Here is a 15,956-nt window from a genome sequence, read left to right as displayed (position 1 = left end):
TGAGCAGGTGAGCGCATGTTGCTATTATTCTTTTTAGCAGGACCGTTAATTATTGGTATTGGAAACTTAATACTTGCACCTATCTTTAATAGAAGGGTGCCGATGAATGTCAGGTTTCGCGCGTTCATGATAGGTTCTATGATTTACTTGATATCTGCCTACTTAGTTTATCAGTTTGTGTTGAAAGGGCAGTTATAACCTTAATGAGCAACTGATGGAAAAAGAGGATACGAACCATTAATGAAATTAAAATTATAATAAAAACAGAGGGTTCAAAAGTTAACGGCTTTTGAATCCTCTGTTTTGTTTATTTCAACATATAAACTAGACCGACGATGACTAAGACTAATAAAATTGCGTCTACTCCAATCATTAATGCACGACGGTTTGCTTGTTCACCTTGTGCTTTCAAACGTTTGTACATGAGATAGTTTGGTACAAGGTTGATGATAAGGAGCACTATGATAATAATAATTAAGGTAAGCTTCACTCTGATTCTCCTTTATAATCCTTTGATAAATAATCCCAGAGAAAGGCAATGACAATACCAAGTACTAGGCCAAGGCCTACTCCAAGTTTCATATGATTTGTAAAGTGTCCGATAACAATACCGAGTATAACGGTAATCGGTAATACAATCCCGACTTTCATTTTTTTAGCTGGAGAAGTCAATGCGCTAAACAAAGCGACATAGCATACACCGAATACCGCAGCAGCAATTATCGACATAATTAAAGTATGTGTCAGCGATTCTTGACTGGCTGAGCGGTTTAAGAAAAAGAATAACGCACCAAATATAAATGTATATAATAGTCCGCGTGAAACTAATTGTTTAGACAATGTTGACGTCTCCTTTCAATTCAGTTCACTCAAATTATAACATAGTATATTGGTGCGTCGTATGCATATTAAAGCTCGTTCTTAAATTGTTTATGGTCATTCAAGTAAGCATAGAATAGACCGATGATTAATCCGCCGCCGATATAGTTACCGATGAATGCAGCTATGATATTGATGACTGCAGGCCAGAAGTGTAAAACATCTGATTGGTAAATAGCGCCGCCGATAAATAGACATGCGTTATAAACAACGTGTTCGTAACCCATGAATGCGAAGATAGCAACCCCAAACATCATCACAAACATTTTTGCTAGAATGTCTTCAATTTGCATCGCAATAACTAATGAGATATTGATAAAGAAGTTGGCAAAAATTGCTTTAGCTAATATTTGAGTAAAGTCAGCTGTCATTGTTTTGTGATGTAGCAAGACTTCTAATTGTTTCATCATTTCTGGTGTAACGACATCACTGAAACGTAAGATAATAAAGAAGGCTAGGGCACCTAACATATTACCGATGAAACATAACATAAAGATTTGGAAAGCGCGCCATGGCGAAATAACTTTATAATATAAACCCACTGTGAAATACATAAAGTTACTTGTCAGGAGTTCTGAATTGGTAAAAAGAATCAGTACTAAGGCAAAGCTGAAGGCAACTGATCCGACGATGTTGATAATTCCTGTGTTGATTTCTCCTGTGTGTACTTCTTGTACAAAACCAGCTTTAATGGCTAATACAAAGACTGCAATAATACTGATAATAAAACCTGCCATCATGGCACGTAATAAATAGCGCTTAAAATAAGTCGCTTGTAAGACGTCTTTAGTTTGGATAGTTTTAACAACTTCTTTAACCCATTTACGTCCATAAAATACATTATCCCAACGGATATATTTTTCACTGTTCATTCCTAAAAAAACTCCTCGCTCTAGCAAAATGTTTAATATTAATTCAGGCTGAGAGGGTTATCTCATTTTCTGTAATGCATATAGTATAATCGCATTTCTTATTTTTGTGAATACTTTCACATAAACTTTTTTCATAAATATGACTGTCTCGTGAAAATTATTAAAATACTGCATTTATATATAAAACAGTGATTGTGTCAAAAAGACAATTGTCTCTATGTACATGACAAAGAATCAGAAAATTATCAAAAGTACATTGCGCTTTTATAAAACTCCGTGCTATAATGTTCAAATAAAATGTATTTACTAAATGGACACTGTTCATTGTGTGTGTTTTAGAAATACAATATTTTATTTGAGTGCGAAATGCATTAAAATGCGCGATGACTGCTTTTGTTGTATTTTAGGAAAAAATAAATGAAAGCGCATACATAAAAGTGTAATTTTTATGTTTTCATCTAGAAATTTTATAGTATAATAGCCTCAATGGGCTTGAAAAGTTACAAATCGATAGCAAAAAGAAACATTGTTAAATTTTTCGCAATCTTTTAAATTTTAGTAAATTGGGACGCTGAAATAGAAAGAGAGAATGGGGCAGCTATCGATAACTTGTAATAGGGCCTGGAAATCATGAAAGAGAAGGGGTATTTTCTAATGGAAGAAACTCAATTACACAGGGGATTAAGTTCTAGACAGATTCAAATGATCGCACTCGGTGGTACCATCGGCGTTGGTTTATTTATGGGTGCGACAAGTACAATTAAATGGACAGGACCATCTGTTATTTTTGCTTATTTAATTGTTGGACTATTTTTATTTTTAGTAATGCGTGCAATGGGAGAAATGGTTTACTTACATCCTACTACAGGTTCATTTGCGAACTTCGCAAGTGACTATATTCATCCAGTAGCAGGATATTTAACAGCCTGGAGTAACATATTCCAGTGGGTTGTAGTTGGTATGAGTGAAGTTATCGCAGTCGGAGAATACATGAGATATTGGTTCCCAGAACTTCCAGATTGGATTCCTGGTGTTATCGTTATTGTATTATTAGCTTCAGCGAACTTAGTATCAGTTAAAGCGTTCGGTGAGTTTGAATTCTGGTTCGCGATGATCAAGATTGTCACTATTGTTTTAATGATTATTGCTGGTTTCGGATTGATTTTCTTTGGACTTGGTAACGGCGGAAATGCCATCGGTTTATCTAACTTATGGTCACACGGCGGTTTCCTTCCTAACGGTTGGCTTGGCTTCTTCTTTGCCTTATCAATCGTTGTAGGTTCTTATCAAGGTGTAGAATTAATCGGTATCACAGCAGGGGAAACTAAAAATCCTCAAAAGAATATTAAAAAAGCAGTTAACGGTGTTATCTGGCGTATTTTAATCTTCTATATCGGAGCTATCTTCGTTATTGTAACTGTTTATCCATGGGATCAACTTGGTACAATCGGTAGTCCATTCGTAGCAACATTCGCGAAAGTCGGTATTACAATTGCAGCTGGTTTAATCAACTTCGTAGTATTAACAGCCGCAATGTCAGGATGTAACTCAGGTATCTTCAGTGCGAGCCGTATGATTTATACATTGGCACAACACAAACAATTACCTAGATTCTTCTTGAAAGTAATGAAAAATGGTGTACCTGTGTACACAGTACTTGCGATTTCAATTGGTATCTTTATCGGTGTTATCTTAAACGTTATCTTACCTTTATTCATTAAAGGTGCAGACAGTATTTTCGTATATGTTTATAGTGCATCAATCTTACCTGGTATGATTCCTTGGTTTATGATTTTAATCAGTCATATCCGCTTCAGACGCCTTCATCCTGAAGAAGTCCAAGGTCATCCATTCAAAATGCCAGGCGGGGCACCAGCAAGTTATGCGACTATTATTTTCTTAATTATCGTATTAATCGGTATGTTGCTTAATAAAGAAACAGTTGTATCAGTTGTTATCGGATTCTTATTCTTAGGTTTCATGACAGCGTTCTACTTCATCAGAGGATACGACAAATTACCTTATAAAGATCAACATTTAGAATAATATAAGACAAATGAAAAAGAGTTGGGCGTTATGCTCAACTCTTTTTTAATGTTCAAATTTAATTTTAGAAAGATGTTTCTTATAGTTGTTTAAAGCCATTTTAGATTGCGTAATTGTATCTAACGCATTTGAAAAGTCCATAGACAAATAACGGTAATACAGCACATTGATAGTAAAGAGCTGGGCTGTCAGAGAAGTAGTAGCCGCCATACGAAACTCATTTTCTTCTGATTCGCTGTAAATCAAATCAATATCACTATAGCGTGTCATCGGATTATGATGTGTACCCATTAAGGTAATCAGGCACAAATGATAATCCGACGCAACACGTGCAATGGCTTCGAGTTCATTGTGTTCACCGCTATTAGAAATTAAGAATAATGTATCACGGGCGTCATGAGTTGCAATTAAACTGATTAACGCGTGCACACTTTCAACGCATTGTGCATTTAAACCAACCTTAGATAGTTTCTGTGTTAAATCTAATGCTGAAACAAAGGAAGCGCCAAAGCCAAATAAGAAGATGGTACGTGAACGTTTCAACCTGATACAGACTTGTTCAATCTTCTGTTCATCAACTTCATCTGAAACTCTGCATAATGTTTGAGTGCTGCGTGACAACATTTTGCGTTTAATAGAATCAATCGATTCATTCGGTTGTAATTCAATAGGTTGGGGTTTTGTACGTTTGGAAAGGTATTTTGATACTTCCGTTTTTAATTCTTGAAAGCCGCCATCTGTTACTTTGTAACCGAAGCGGACGACCGAAGAAGGACTGGTATTGGTGCTGTTCGCTAAATCTAAAGTTGTCATATCAATGACTTTTTGTGGCCGTTTTAAAATAAAGTCTGCGATTTTTTTCTCGCTTTTAGTTAAAACATTATATTTTGTTTCTAGTTTAAATAGTATGTTTGTCATCATAATCACCTGCTCTATGAAAAAACAAAGCTGCTTTTTCATTTGTTTTGTAAATCATAGATAGCAGTAAACAGAACCCTTAGTTGCTACAGTTTACTTTGATTATTGTTTGTACGCCTATTAAAGCACGACTCAGACAAACCGACAGTCTCCCAATTATCAGTTCATCTTTATAATGGTTTCTAGTGTACTATAGGATGACAGCTAACACAATTGAGAATTTTAAAAACAACACTCACTAGTATTATCATACCTAACTGATAAAGATTTAAACGATTAACGTAAAAATATTAAAAAATTAGTCAATAATTGAGTGTGAGGTTAAAAGAAAAAGCAAGTGATGAATGGGTTTTTGCCACGTTTTGATCATCACATTTGTATTGCCAGTGTTAAGGATTACTAACGGCTGCAAGATTAATTTGGCTAATAAGTCACAGTAGCGTTGTGTAATAAAAGAAGGGTGTGTTTCAACTAAGCTTTGTGCTTTATGATAATATGCTTGTAGATATGTTGTGATATCATTTGCAGTCTGTTCAGCAGGTTTCTGTTGATTTAAAGTTATATAGTGATGATAGGTGTCGCTTAAAGTAATCAAATGAATCAGTTGTGCGTAAATATCTGTTTCAATGGTTTGTTTTGTCATTACTAATCATTCCTTAAAAGATAAATTTAATTTGTGATTTGAAAGCCGATAACTTAAGATAAATGCATGAGAAGTTAAATTTTGTATAGAGGAGCATCTTATGGAGTTAAAAAATAATAAGCCAGCATGGAGAGATTTAACGTTAATTCCGATTGGTTTTGTTTTAATCTTTCTATTTACTTTTTTAGAAACGTTAATAGCAGCCAATTTTAATGTACCGATGACCGTTGAAACATTGATTCCAATTTCAGCTATAGGTCAAATCAATACATATATCGCACTTTTAATTATTTACTATTATTTTCACTATAGTGAAATGCCTATGAAATTGTCGTCAGGATGGCATTATGTTAAGAAACATTGGTTGTTCTTGTTAATTATGCTGCTGATCGCAATGGGAGGAGAAACACTCTACAATTATTTGGTTTCGTTCTTGCCTGAAAATTTACAGTATACAGAAACACAAAATGAACAGGAATTAGAATTATTGTTCAGAAATCCGGCATTTTTACCTTTCACATTTATTTTTGTAGTAATTATAGGTCCTGTTGTTGAAGAATTATTCTTCCGTACCATTTTGATTGGAGAGTTAGGGAAGAAGTTGAATTATATTGTCATGGCGATTATTTCGGTTATCGGCTTTGCGTTGATTCATGTTACAGGAGCCGAATCTCCATTTGAAATCGGGTCCTATTTAATTATGGCAATTGTTATTGTTTATGTATATTTCAAATCAGGTAAAAATACTGCAGCTACTATCGCAATTCACATCGCGAATAATTTTGTTTCTTTTATCATCACAATTTTATATCTATAATAAAAAATCCAACTGAGGTGTATCCCTTAGTTGGATTTTAAAAATTGTTGATAATTATAGATAGTAATATCGTGAGTCTTTAATGTTTTATGGAATGAATAAGAGATGTCTTGAATAGCTTGAATCGGTATTTCTTTTGTATGTCCATGACCAATATCGAAAATAACGACACGCCATTCAGCTTTGCGACATATCAATCCGATAAAGATGACATTTTCAGTATAGGTCTCACTTTCCAAATCATATTCGACTAACATCACATTACGCTCTGCGCAATAAATTAATAAGTCTGAAAAGATTTGCGGTATTGTCTCGTTTGGATTAGATTCAAATTTAATGTAGCGATCCATGCGTTTTAACAAACGTCTGATATGTGTTGCTGGCTGATTGAGACATTTCTTGATAATTTGTGCAATTTCTTTTTTATAAGGTAAACGAGAATAAGATTGACTCTCGTTTAATGTCATAAATAAAGCTAGCATTTGTGCTTCGTTTAATTCGAGTTGAATCGGTGCAGGATGGCTTTGAATCTGGTATCCGCCGAGCATGCCTTGTTTTGCGATAATTTGGACACCTTGTTTTTCAAGATCTTGGATATCTCTTAATATCGTACGCTTTGAAACTTTAAGTGTTTTCGCAAGTTGTGCTGCAGTGAGTTGATGGTTGGTTTCAATTGCCTGAACAAGTTTATTTTGACGTTCTATTTTATTCAATTAAGCCACCTCCGATATATTACATATTACAATCATTATATCATATCTCTTAAAATTTGATGTTTTTAGGTAATGTACTTGTAGAAAAAATTAAAAAAAGTCGAAAAAATTTCAAGTAAACGCTTACATTTTATAAAATTATGTGCTAAACTATCATTAGTAACTAGGAGATAGCACTTAGTGAACAAAGGGGTAATGATAAATCATGTCGTGTGATTTATTAGAACGTGCGAATCACTAGTTAATTAACATCTTCAATATTATTACTTACTTTCCTTTCTATGCCGACTAGTTAAGCTAGTCGGTTTTTTTATTGATTATAAAGTCGTTAACAGTTCATTTGTGTTCCATGCTAGAATGAAAACATACATAAGAAAAATAAAGGATGAGGTGTGTAATTTGAATAGTAATCAACTGCTTCAATTAGACCAAGCAATCAGACACTGGTTGAAAGGGTTGGATGATATTATTCCTAAACTGATTGCGGATATGCATACAGAAACAAAAGCAAATCAGTTTGATTTAGTAACCAATGTAGATCAAATGATTCAAGATCAATTTGACGCATTTTTAAAAGAACATTACCCAAGTCATGAACTTTTCGCTGAAGAAAAAAATAATGATTTAGTAGATGCGAAACATGGCGATGTTTGGATAATGGATCCGATTGACGGTACTGCGAATTTAGTAAAACAAAAAACAGATTATTGTATTATCTTAAGTTATTTCTCAGAAGGTCAACCGATGCTTGCTTACATTTATGATTATCCGCACCATACACTTTATAAAGCCATCAGAGATGAAGGTGCATTTGAAAATGAAGTACGTATGCCTAAGATTCCTTCTTTAGATATCAGTGAAATGATTCTGTCGTATAATCCATATGTTTTAAATGAACATACACAAGCAGATTTAAAAGCGGCAGCATTCAGTTATCGATTAATCGGGGCTTGCGGATTAGATTCTTTACGCGTGATGAAAGGTCAATTCGGAGCACACATTAATACAAATGCGAAACCGTGGGATATTTCTGCACAGTTTTTATTTGCGAAAGAACTTGATTTGAAAATGACGAATCTTGATAATGAACCAATTGATTTTGCGGTTGGCGGACCGTTTATTATTAGTAATAAAGGGTGTCATGAAGCGGTCCTTGAAATATTAAATCAAAAAGGCGGTTATCAAGTTAATAAAATAACTAAGACTTAAGCACCATGTTAGTTAAAATCAACTATAATATAATGGATTGAAATGAAAGATGAGGAGTGGTTGGGTGAAGAGAACAGATAAACCTGGTCGTAAAATGGGACTTGTACCAAAAATATTATTATGGGCATTTGGAATTTTAGTAATACTTGCGCTTGTTGCAGCAATCTATTTAGCAATTAAGATTTTTGCGGTTGGCGGAAAAATTCATAACCCTCTAGACAGAGACAAATCAGAATTACGAAAAGAAAAAGTAGATTTAAACAAAGGTGATCCATTCACAATTGCTTTATTTGGTGTGGATAGTAATGAAAAACGTCAAAGTGAAGGGGACGGACAACGTTCTGACTCAATCATGGTGTTATCTATTAATCCAGATAAAAAGACAACTGAAATTGTCAGTATCCCACGTGATACTCAAGCTGAAATTGTCGGACATGATTCAGTAGAGAAAATCAATCATGCTTATGCGTATGGTGGTCCGGATATGGCTGTGAAATCACTTGAGAAATTGTTGGATGTACCGATTGATCATTATGCGACAGTTGATATGGATGGCATCAAAGGTATGGTCGATGAAATCGGCGGTGTAGATGTTATCAGTAATGCGACATTTAGTTATAGTGGTTACAGCTTTGTGAAGGGCGAAAAAACACATTTAGATGGTGATAAAGCTTTAGCGTTTATTCGTTCACGTAAAGAAGAAGGTGCAGGCGGTGACTTCGGTCGTCAAGAGCGCCAACAATTAGTGTTACGTGGTATTGCGAATGAATTAACAAGTGTGAAGTCACTAACGAACTTTAATGGTGTGACGGATCAAATCAAAGAGAATGTTACAACTGACCTATCTCTAGGTGAATTAAATACAGTCCGTTCTAAATATCAAAAAGCAAATGAAAATATGAACCGTTTAGAACTACAAGGCGGTGGAGGTATTCAAAGTGATGGCGTTTATTACTTTGTACCTGATGAAAGTTCATTGAATAACGTTTCAAATGCGCTAAGACAAAATTTAGAATTATAAATGAAATGCCGAGGCAGGGTTAATCTTTGTCTTGGTATTATTTTACCCTAAAATTTAAAATTGTATATAAATAAAATACATGTTTTGGGGTAATGATAAACAGAGGGGGAATTTTTTATGACAAATAATAATAAAGATCAAAATAAAGTAGATGAAAAAGAAGTACAAGATGTATCTGAAATGGTTGATGAAGGCGGCTTAGGTGCAGATAATTATTATGGCATCAATGAATTCCAACCGAATGGCAACACTGTAGAAGTTGGAATTGATCAATTCAAATTGAAAGTCAGCGAATATAATGATGCTGATTTAGTCAATTCATTAATTGCACATGCAGATGCAAACCATAATGAAGAAAAATTTGATGAAGCTATCAATATTATTAAACAAGAAGTATTAGGTAGATTACACGATAAGTAAGCAAAATACCGGCATGTGATATGTCGGTATTTTTTAAAAGAAAGTTTAAACTAATTCGTCTATGAAATAGAGTAATACATTATGTTAAATCCTTTAAATCGGCACCAAAAAAAGAGATTCATGAATAAAAAGTTTAATATGTCAACTTTAGAGAGAATATATAAGTATGGGACTTAACATTTAACTTTAAAAGTAATAGAATTAGTAATAAGACTATTTTTTATTGCGTGGGGCAAAAAAAGACTAGTCTTCAATATTTACGGAATATATAAAATAAATAGAGGTTTAGGAAATGAGTTGAATCTTTAGAGGCTGAATGTTTCTAAAGGAAGTGAGATGCAACCGCAAACTTCGTTGCATTGTTCATCTAAAGATTGCTTAATTTCAATAGATATTAATGTTGATACATACATTCGTATCTGTGACGTAAGCGTGACATCGGGGATTTCATGCGACTCTTATACTGTTCTTTTGACCCTCATCAATCAGAATGCAGTATACCTGTCGGTATGTCATCAGCTTAAACACATTTGCAAGACCTCAGAATATAGGGGTGATTACATGCAAGAACATCTTGTCCTTACATTAGACGGGAAAGACTATCTTGTGGAACCAGGTACGAATCTTCTCCAGTTTATTAAATCTAGAGATACATTTGTGCCGTCAATCTGTTATAACGAATCATTAGGGCCGATTGAAACTTGTGATACATGTGCAGTAGAAATCGACGGAAAGATTGCACGTGCATGCGGCACAACAATTGATCGACCAATGGTCGTTAATACGACAAACAGCGATGTTAAAGCATCTCAAAAAGAAGCTTTAGATCGTATTTTAGAAAAGCACATTCTGTATTGTACAGTATGTGACTACAACAACGGTGATTGTGAAATCCATAATACAATGGATGAATTCGGTGTTCAGGAACAATCATATGAATATAAAGACAAAGGTTACGAGAAAGACTTCGGTCCTTTCTATCGTTATGACCCAAGTCAATGTATTCTTTGCGGTCGTTGTGTAGAAGTTTGTCAAGACGTTCAAGTCAATGAAACATTATCAATCGACTGGGAACGTGAACAACCACGTGTTATCTGGGATAACGACGTATCAATCAACGAATCATCATGTGTATCTTGCGGACAATGTGCGACTGTATGTCCATGTAACGCAATGATGGAAAACCACATGGTGGGTGAAGCAGGTTACATGACTGATACTGAACCAGGTACATTAGCAGACATGATTGACTTAACTAAGAAAGCAGAACCAGGTTATGGTCCATTATTCGCAATTTCAGATTCAGAATCTGCATTACGCGAAGAACGTATTGAGAAAACGAAAACAGTATGTACATACTGTGGTGTGGGATGCTCATTTGATGTATGGACGAAAGACCGTGAAATTCTTAAAGTTCAACCGCAACATGATTCACCAGCAAACCGTATTTCATCTTGTGTGAAAGGTAAATTCGGTTGGGACTTCGTCAACTCTGAAGAACGTTTAACGAAACCTTTAGTACGTAAAGGTGACGAATTCGTTGAAGTAGAGTGGGAAGAAGCATTGAACGTAATTAGCGAAAACTTCTTACGTATCAAAGAAGCTAAAGGTTCAGATGCATTATCATTCATCGCATCATCTAAAGGTACAATTGAAGAATCTTACTTGATGCAAAAATTAGCACGTCAAATGGGTACAAATAACGTCGATAACTGTTCACGTTATTGTCAAGCACCCGCAACGAAAGGTTTATTCAGAACTGTCGGTCACGGTGGTGACTCAGGTTCAGCGGATGATTTAATGAAAGCAGGCATGGTGGTATTAGTAGGTACAAACACTGCTGAAGCTCACCCAGTTATTGCTTCTAAAATCAAACGTGGACATAAATTATTCGGTAACAAACTTCATGTATTCGACATTCGTCGTCATGAAATGGCTGAACGTGCAGACAAATTCTATCAACCAAAACCAGGTACTGACTTGGCATGGTTAGCTGCAGTTACGAAATACATTATCGATAACGACCTTCACGATAAAGCATTTATCGATGAGTGGGTAGATCACTTCGATGAGTACTACAAATCATTAGCACCATTCACATTAGAATTTGCGGAAGAAACAACAGGTATTCCTAAAGATGACTTGATTCACTTCGCACATGAAATGGTTGATTCTAATGGCGTATGTATCGCTTGGGCGATGGGTGTTACTCAACAAGACATCGGTAGTGATACAAGTACTGCAATCTCTAACTTGTTATTAGTAACAGGTAACTATAGAAGAGAAGGTACAGGTGCTTATCCATTACGTGGTCACAACAACGTACAAGGTTGTAGTGATGGCGGTAGTATGCCGGATAAATTCCCTGGTTACCAAGATGTAACTGACGATGAAGTACGTGCGAAATTCGAAAAAGCATGGGGTATGGAACTACCAGCTATTGCTGGACGTGATAACCATCAAATGATGGAAGGTATCCATAACGATGAAATCGACGCAATGTACATCTATGGTGAAGACACTGGTATCGTAGATGCAAACATCAACTTTGTACAAGCAGCGCTTGAAAAAGTCGACTTCTTAGTCGTTCAAGATGCATTCTTGACACAAACAGCACGTTTCGCAAACGTTGTTTTACCAGCTAGTCCTTCACTTGAAAAAGAAGGTACTTTCGCAAATACAGAACGTCGTATTCAACGTTTATATCAAGCAATGAAACCATTAGGCGACTCAAAACCTGACTGGGAAATCATTCAATTGATCGCAAACAAAGTTGGATTAGACTGGAACTACTCACATCCAAGTGAAATCATGGATGAAATGGCAAGCTTAACACCATTATTCGCTGGTGTAAGATATGACCGTTTAGAAGGTTACAATTCATTACAATGGCCTGTACATGAAGATGGAACAGATGAACCTACTTTATACTTAGACGGGTTCAACTTCCCTAATAAACGTGCCAAATTATATCCATTAACATTCGACAACTTCTTCAAAGAAGATGAAGAATATGATATCCATGTTAACAATGGTCGTATCCTAGAACACTTCCATGAAGGTAATATGACTTACCAAGTGCCTGGTATCAAATACAAAGTGCCGAATGTTTACGTTGAAATCTCACCAGAACTTGCGGAAGACCGCGGTATTCATGAAGGTGCAGACGTTAGATTAGTTTCTTCAACAGGTCAAGTTGAATTAGTTGTTCACATTACTGACCGTGTTAAAGGTAAAGAAATCTATATTCCGATGAATAATAACGCTGACGAAGATGGTACTGCAGGTGCAGTCAATATGCTGACAAACAGTGACGTTGACAAAGACACAGATACACCATCTTACAAACGTACATCAGCACGTATGGAAGTTATTACACGTAGAGGTAAGTCACCACTTAACCCTTCTAACTTCCGTGTGAATACAGAACGTAACCCGCAATACAGTGTTCAAGTTCAGAAAAAATGGGCACGTCCAGACTACGTGTTCCCAGGAAATCAGGTGAGACACGATGGCTGAAAACATTAGAAAAATCAAACGTATGGAAATTTCACATGAAGAGCAAAAAGCGAAAGATCTTGCAGAAGTAACTGATGCCATTTCAGAAAACAAAGATGTTATCATCAAAGCAATCCGTTTAATGCGTGTCTTAGATGATGCGAAAATCTTAGACGCTGGTATCGGCGCAGTTGAAAAACGTGGCTTCATTACAAACAAGATCACAAAAGAGTTGAATAAAGAGCAATATACTGGCTTATTAAACAACTTAGCACCACTTGTATTCATGCTTGGTAAAGTGGATGTAGCAGGTACAGAAGAAATGTTGCTTAAGTTGAACAAAGGACTTAAAAATGCGAATGCTGCAAGTCCAAATCAACGTACAACAATTTCTAGCTTAGTCGGCTTATTGAAAGACGATGAAGCAAACAGAAGTATTACGTATTTCGTAAACTTATTAAAAGGAATGTCACGCGAAGATTAAGCGCCATTCTATAAGAGCTGTTCTTTTTAGAACGGCTCTTTTTTTACATACAGAATCTATCTGCCGACGCTGTCAGAAATATGATAAACTTTAATAGAATTTAGATGTAGATGATAGAAAGAAGGTGTTGACGATTAACCCGAACATATTAAAAGCTTTAGCACTGATTTCAAATTTATTTGTCGTGCTTGGTTTTATTTTTTTGATTATGATGAAAGCCGTGCTTGCGATTACCATGTTTGCGATCGGTTTAATTATCAGTTTAATGATGTTTAATGTTTTATTCCGTGACAGAACAGGAATGAAGATAATTATCAATCTCTCTTTTACAATTGTGATGATTGTAATCATTGCAGCATACTTTATGTTGAAATAGAAAAAATACATGAGGAGTTCGCATAATGAATCGTAAAGTAAAAACGCGTATTTTCAGGCTGTTTGTCGGCTTAATTCTTTTAACTTTTATTATTCTATTTATCATTAATGAAACGAATTGGTTCAGCAATGATAAGAATTATACATTTGATGAAGCTGTTCAACTTCAAACTTCAAAAGGTGTATTGAATACGAAAGAAGACAATGGTCAATTTGTGAATGCATCTAAAGCAGATGTTGAACAAGCTATGGCAATTAAAAGACAGAATCATAATATCAGTTATATGGATATTTCAGAGCCTGTCTCAATGGATGAAAAAGAAGTGAATCAATTATTAAAAGGCAAAGGCGTGCTTGAAAATAAAGGGGACGCATTTTTAAAGGCACAAGATAAATATGATGTGAATGTTATTTATCTCGTCAGTCATGCATTAGTGGAAACAGGACATGGTCGTTCTGAGTTATCGAAAGGCATTAAGTTTAAAGGAAAAACATATTATAATTTTTATGGCATCGGTGCGTTTGATGAAGACGCAATGAAGCATGGCCATAGTTATGCGAAAAAGCAGAAGTGGACGTCACCAGAACGTGCAATTATGGGCGGTGCACGTTTTGTACGAGAAGACTTCTTTGATAAAGGACAAATTTCACTTTATCAAATGCGTTGGAATCCTAGCAATCCTGGTCAGCATCAATATGCGAGTGACATCGGTTGGGATCAAAATATTGCAGGTATGATGGATACGTATTATCAAAAATATGGTATTAAAAAAGATGATATTCGTAAAAACTTCTATAAATAACCAAAGAGGGCAGCAGCCCTCTTTTTTAAGCTATCCAGCTAGATACATAGGAAATAGGGAATATGATAGAATAAATAGGAAGTGTTAAAAAGAGGTGGATTATTGAGATGAAAATAGCAATTGTCGGCGGCGGCATTGGCGGACTCACCGCAGCTGCCTTATTACATGAACAAAATCACGAAATACATGTATTTGAACAACAAGATGAAATCAAAGAAATCGGTGCAGGTATCGGCATCGGTGGTAATGTATTAGACAAACTCGGCAATCATGATATGGCAAAAGGAATTAAAAATGCAGGACAAGTCATCAAAGAAATGGAAATTTTAGATGACAAAGGACATGTATTAAATAAAGCAGTGATGAAAAAAGGAACAGTTAATTTAACACTGCCAAGACAAGCTTTATTAGATGTTATCGCATCTTATGTTCCAAAAGAATTAATCCATACAGGAACTAAAATCGTGAAACTCGTACAAAACAGTTCGAAAGTTACTTTAACAACTGCACAAGGTGATACACATTACTTTGATTTATGTATCGGTGCAGATGGCGTACATTCAATTATTCGTGGACAAGTAAACCCTAAAGCCACTGTTAACTACCAAGGTTATACATGCTTCAGAGGAATGGTCGACGATGTAACTTTGAATGATCCGCATACAGCGAAAGAGTTTTGGGGTGCTAAAGGCCGTGTAGGGATTGTACCGATGTTAAATAACCAAGCGTATTGGTTTATTGCGGTTAATGCGAAAGAAAACGATCCTAAATTTAAAGAGTTCACGAAACCTTATATTCAAGCATATTACAATAACTATCCAAATGAGGTCAGACGTATTCTAGACCAACAAAGTGAAACGGGTATTTTACACCATAATATTTACGATTTAACACCGCTTCAATCCTTCGTCTATGGTCGCACATTATTACTAGGTGATGCAGCTCATGCGACAACACCGAATATGGGACAAGGTGCAGGACAAGCGATGGAAGATGCGATTGTGTTAGCAAATTGCTTAAATACTTATGATTTCAGAGAAGCTTTAGCACGTTATGATGCGTTACGTGTGAAACATACTGCAAAAGTGATTAAACGTTCTCGCAGTATCGGTAAAAAAGCACAATATCAAAATGGCTTGATGATTGGCTTGCGTAACTTTGTGTTGAAACGCACACCGTCTAAATTGATTTCAAATCAAGCGAAATTCTTATACAAAACGAAATCTGTATAAACAACCAACATCGTTTAAAACGATAA

At 35.4% G+C, this 15,956-nt stretch carries 17 protein-coding genes; 11 read left to right on the top strand and 6 right to left on the bottom strand.

The features are described from left to right. The first annotated feature begins 15 nt into the window (after positions 1-15). The gene (locus HMPREF3031_RS13680) at positions 16-198 is read left to right on the top strand and encodes a hypothetical protein (RefSeq protein ID WP_002479656.1); all 183 of its coding nucleotides are present in this window, start codon (positions 16-18) and stop codon (positions 196-198) included. Positions 199-307: 109 nt separating this feature from the next. Here the strand turns inward: HMPREF3031_RS13680 and HMPREF3031_RS08035 are convergent, their stop codons facing one another. From HMPREF3031_RS08035 to HMPREF3031_RS08025, 3 genes are all read right to left on the bottom strand, one after another. Then, positions 308-490 carry a hypothetical protein gene (locus HMPREF3031_RS08035; RefSeq protein ID WP_002479655.1) on the bottom strand — a complete coding sequence of 61 codons (183 nt, stop codon included), beginning with the start codon at positions 488-490 and terminating at the stop codon, positions 308-310. Then, entirely contained in the window at positions 487-840 is a 354-nt protein-coding gene (locus HMPREF3031_RS08030; RefSeq protein WP_002479654.1) for a hypothetical protein, read from the bottom strand. Before HMPREF3031_RS08030 ends, HMPREF3031_RS08035 begins: the two co-directional genes overlap by 4 nt. Positions 841-908: 68 nt before the next feature. Beyond that, complete coding sequence (locus HMPREF3031_RS08025; protein WP_002479653.1) at positions 909-1,751, bottom strand: formate/nitrite transporter family protein; 843 nt, start codon at positions 1,749-1,751, stop codon at positions 909-911. 654 nt (positions 1,752-2,405) lie between these two features. Between HMPREF3031_RS08025 and HMPREF3031_RS08020 the strand changes: the two genes are divergently transcribed. Beyond that, complete coding sequence (locus HMPREF3031_RS08020; RefSeq protein ID WP_002479652.1) at positions 2,406-3,797, top strand: amino acid permease; 1,392 nt, start codon at positions 2,406-2,408, stop codon at positions 3,795-3,797. A gap of 45 nt (positions 3,798-3,842) precedes the next feature. Here the strand turns inward: HMPREF3031_RS08020 and HMPREF3031_RS08015 are convergent, their stop codons facing one another. After that, positions 3,843-4,715 (bottom strand): MurR/RpiR family transcriptional regulator, encoded by an 873-nt coding sequence (locus HMPREF3031_RS08015; protein ID WP_002479651.1) that lies wholly within the window; start codon positions 4,713-4,715, stop codon positions 3,843-3,845. 298 nt (positions 4,716-5,013) lie between these two features. Continuing rightward, positions 5,014-5,358 carry a hypothetical protein gene (locus tag HMPREF3031_RS08010; RefSeq protein WP_002479650.1) on the bottom strand — a complete coding sequence of 115 codons (345 nt, stop codon included), beginning with the start codon at positions 5,356-5,358 and terminating at the stop codon, positions 5,014-5,016. Positions 5,359-5,458: 100 nt separating this feature from the next. On the opposite strand from HMPREF3031_RS08010, the gene HMPREF3031_RS08005 reads away from it, so the two are divergent. Then, positions 5,459-6,175 carry a CPBP family intramembrane glutamic endopeptidase gene (locus HMPREF3031_RS08005; RefSeq protein WP_002479649.1) on the top strand — a complete coding sequence of 239 codons (717 nt, stop codon included), beginning with the start codon at positions 5,459-5,461 and terminating at the stop codon, positions 6,173-6,175. A 26-nt stretch (positions 6,176-6,201) separates the two neighbouring features. Here HMPREF3031_RS08005 and HMPREF3031_RS08000 read toward each other — a convergent pair whose 3' ends face one another. Continuing rightward, positions 6,202-6,888, bottom strand: coding sequence for a helix-turn-helix transcriptional regulator (locus HMPREF3031_RS08000; RefSeq protein WP_002479648.1), 687 nt, complete (start codon positions 6,886-6,888; stop codon positions 6,202-6,204). A 399-nt stretch (positions 6,889-7,287) separates the two neighbouring features. Here HMPREF3031_RS08000 and HMPREF3031_RS07995 point away from each other — a divergent pair, with 399 nt between their 5' ends. From HMPREF3031_RS07995 to HMPREF3031_RS07960, 8 genes are all read left to right on the top strand, one after another. Then, positions 7,288-8,097 carry an inositol monophosphatase family protein gene (locus HMPREF3031_RS07995; protein WP_002479647.1) on the top strand — a complete coding sequence of 270 codons (810 nt, stop codon included), beginning with the start codon at positions 7,288-7,290 and terminating at the stop codon, positions 8,095-8,097. Between the two features lie 64 nt (positions 8,098-8,161). Next, entirely contained in the window at positions 8,162-9,118 is a 957-nt protein-coding gene (locus HMPREF3031_RS07990) for an LCP family glycopolymer transferase (protein WP_002479646.1), read from the top strand. Positions 9,119-9,235: 117 nt separating this feature from the next. Next, the gene (locus HMPREF3031_RS07985; RefSeq protein WP_002479645.1) at positions 9,236-9,538 is read left to right on the top strand and encodes a hypothetical protein; all 303 of its coding nucleotides are present in this window, start codon (positions 9,236-9,238) and stop codon (positions 9,536-9,538) included. Between the two features lie 561 nt (positions 9,539-10,099). Then, positions 10,100-13,057, top strand: a complete 2,958-nt coding sequence (fdhF, locus tag HMPREF3031_RS07980) for a formate dehydrogenase subunit alpha (protein ID WP_002479644.1) — start codon at positions 10,100-10,102, stop codon at positions 13,055-13,057. Further along, a complete protein-coding gene (locus tag HMPREF3031_RS07975; protein ID WP_002479643.1) occupies positions 13,050-13,520 on the top strand; it encodes a helical membrane plugin domain-containing protein in 471 nt (156 codons plus the stop codon). Before fdhF ends, HMPREF3031_RS07975 begins: the two co-directional genes overlap by 8 nt. A gap of 124 nt (positions 13,521-13,644) precedes the next feature. Beyond that, a complete protein-coding gene (locus HMPREF3031_RS07970) occupies positions 13,645-13,896 on the top strand; it encodes a hypothetical protein (protein ID WP_037556062.1) in 252 nt (83 codons plus the stop codon). Positions 13,897-13,921: 25 nt separating this feature from the next. Further along, on the top strand, positions 13,922-14,698 hold the full coding sequence (locus HMPREF3031_RS07965) for an N-acetylglucosaminidase (protein ID WP_002479642.1): 777 nt from the start codon (positions 13,922-13,924) through the stop codon (positions 14,696-14,698). A gap of 107 nt (positions 14,699-14,805) precedes the next feature. After that, on the top strand, positions 14,806-15,930 hold the full coding sequence (locus tag HMPREF3031_RS07960; RefSeq protein WP_002479641.1) for an FAD-dependent monooxygenase: 1,125 nt from the start codon (positions 14,806-14,808) through the stop codon (positions 15,928-15,930). Positions 15,931-15,956 lie beyond the last annotated feature (26 nt).

Origin of the sequence: Staphylococcus sp. HMSC072B07, assembly GCF_001815505.1 — a bacterium.
Taxonomy (GTDB): domain Bacteria; phylum Bacillota; class Bacilli; order Staphylococcales; family Staphylococcaceae; genus Staphylococcus; species Staphylococcus simulans.
This window is presented reverse-complemented; position numbering and strand designations above follow the sequence as displayed.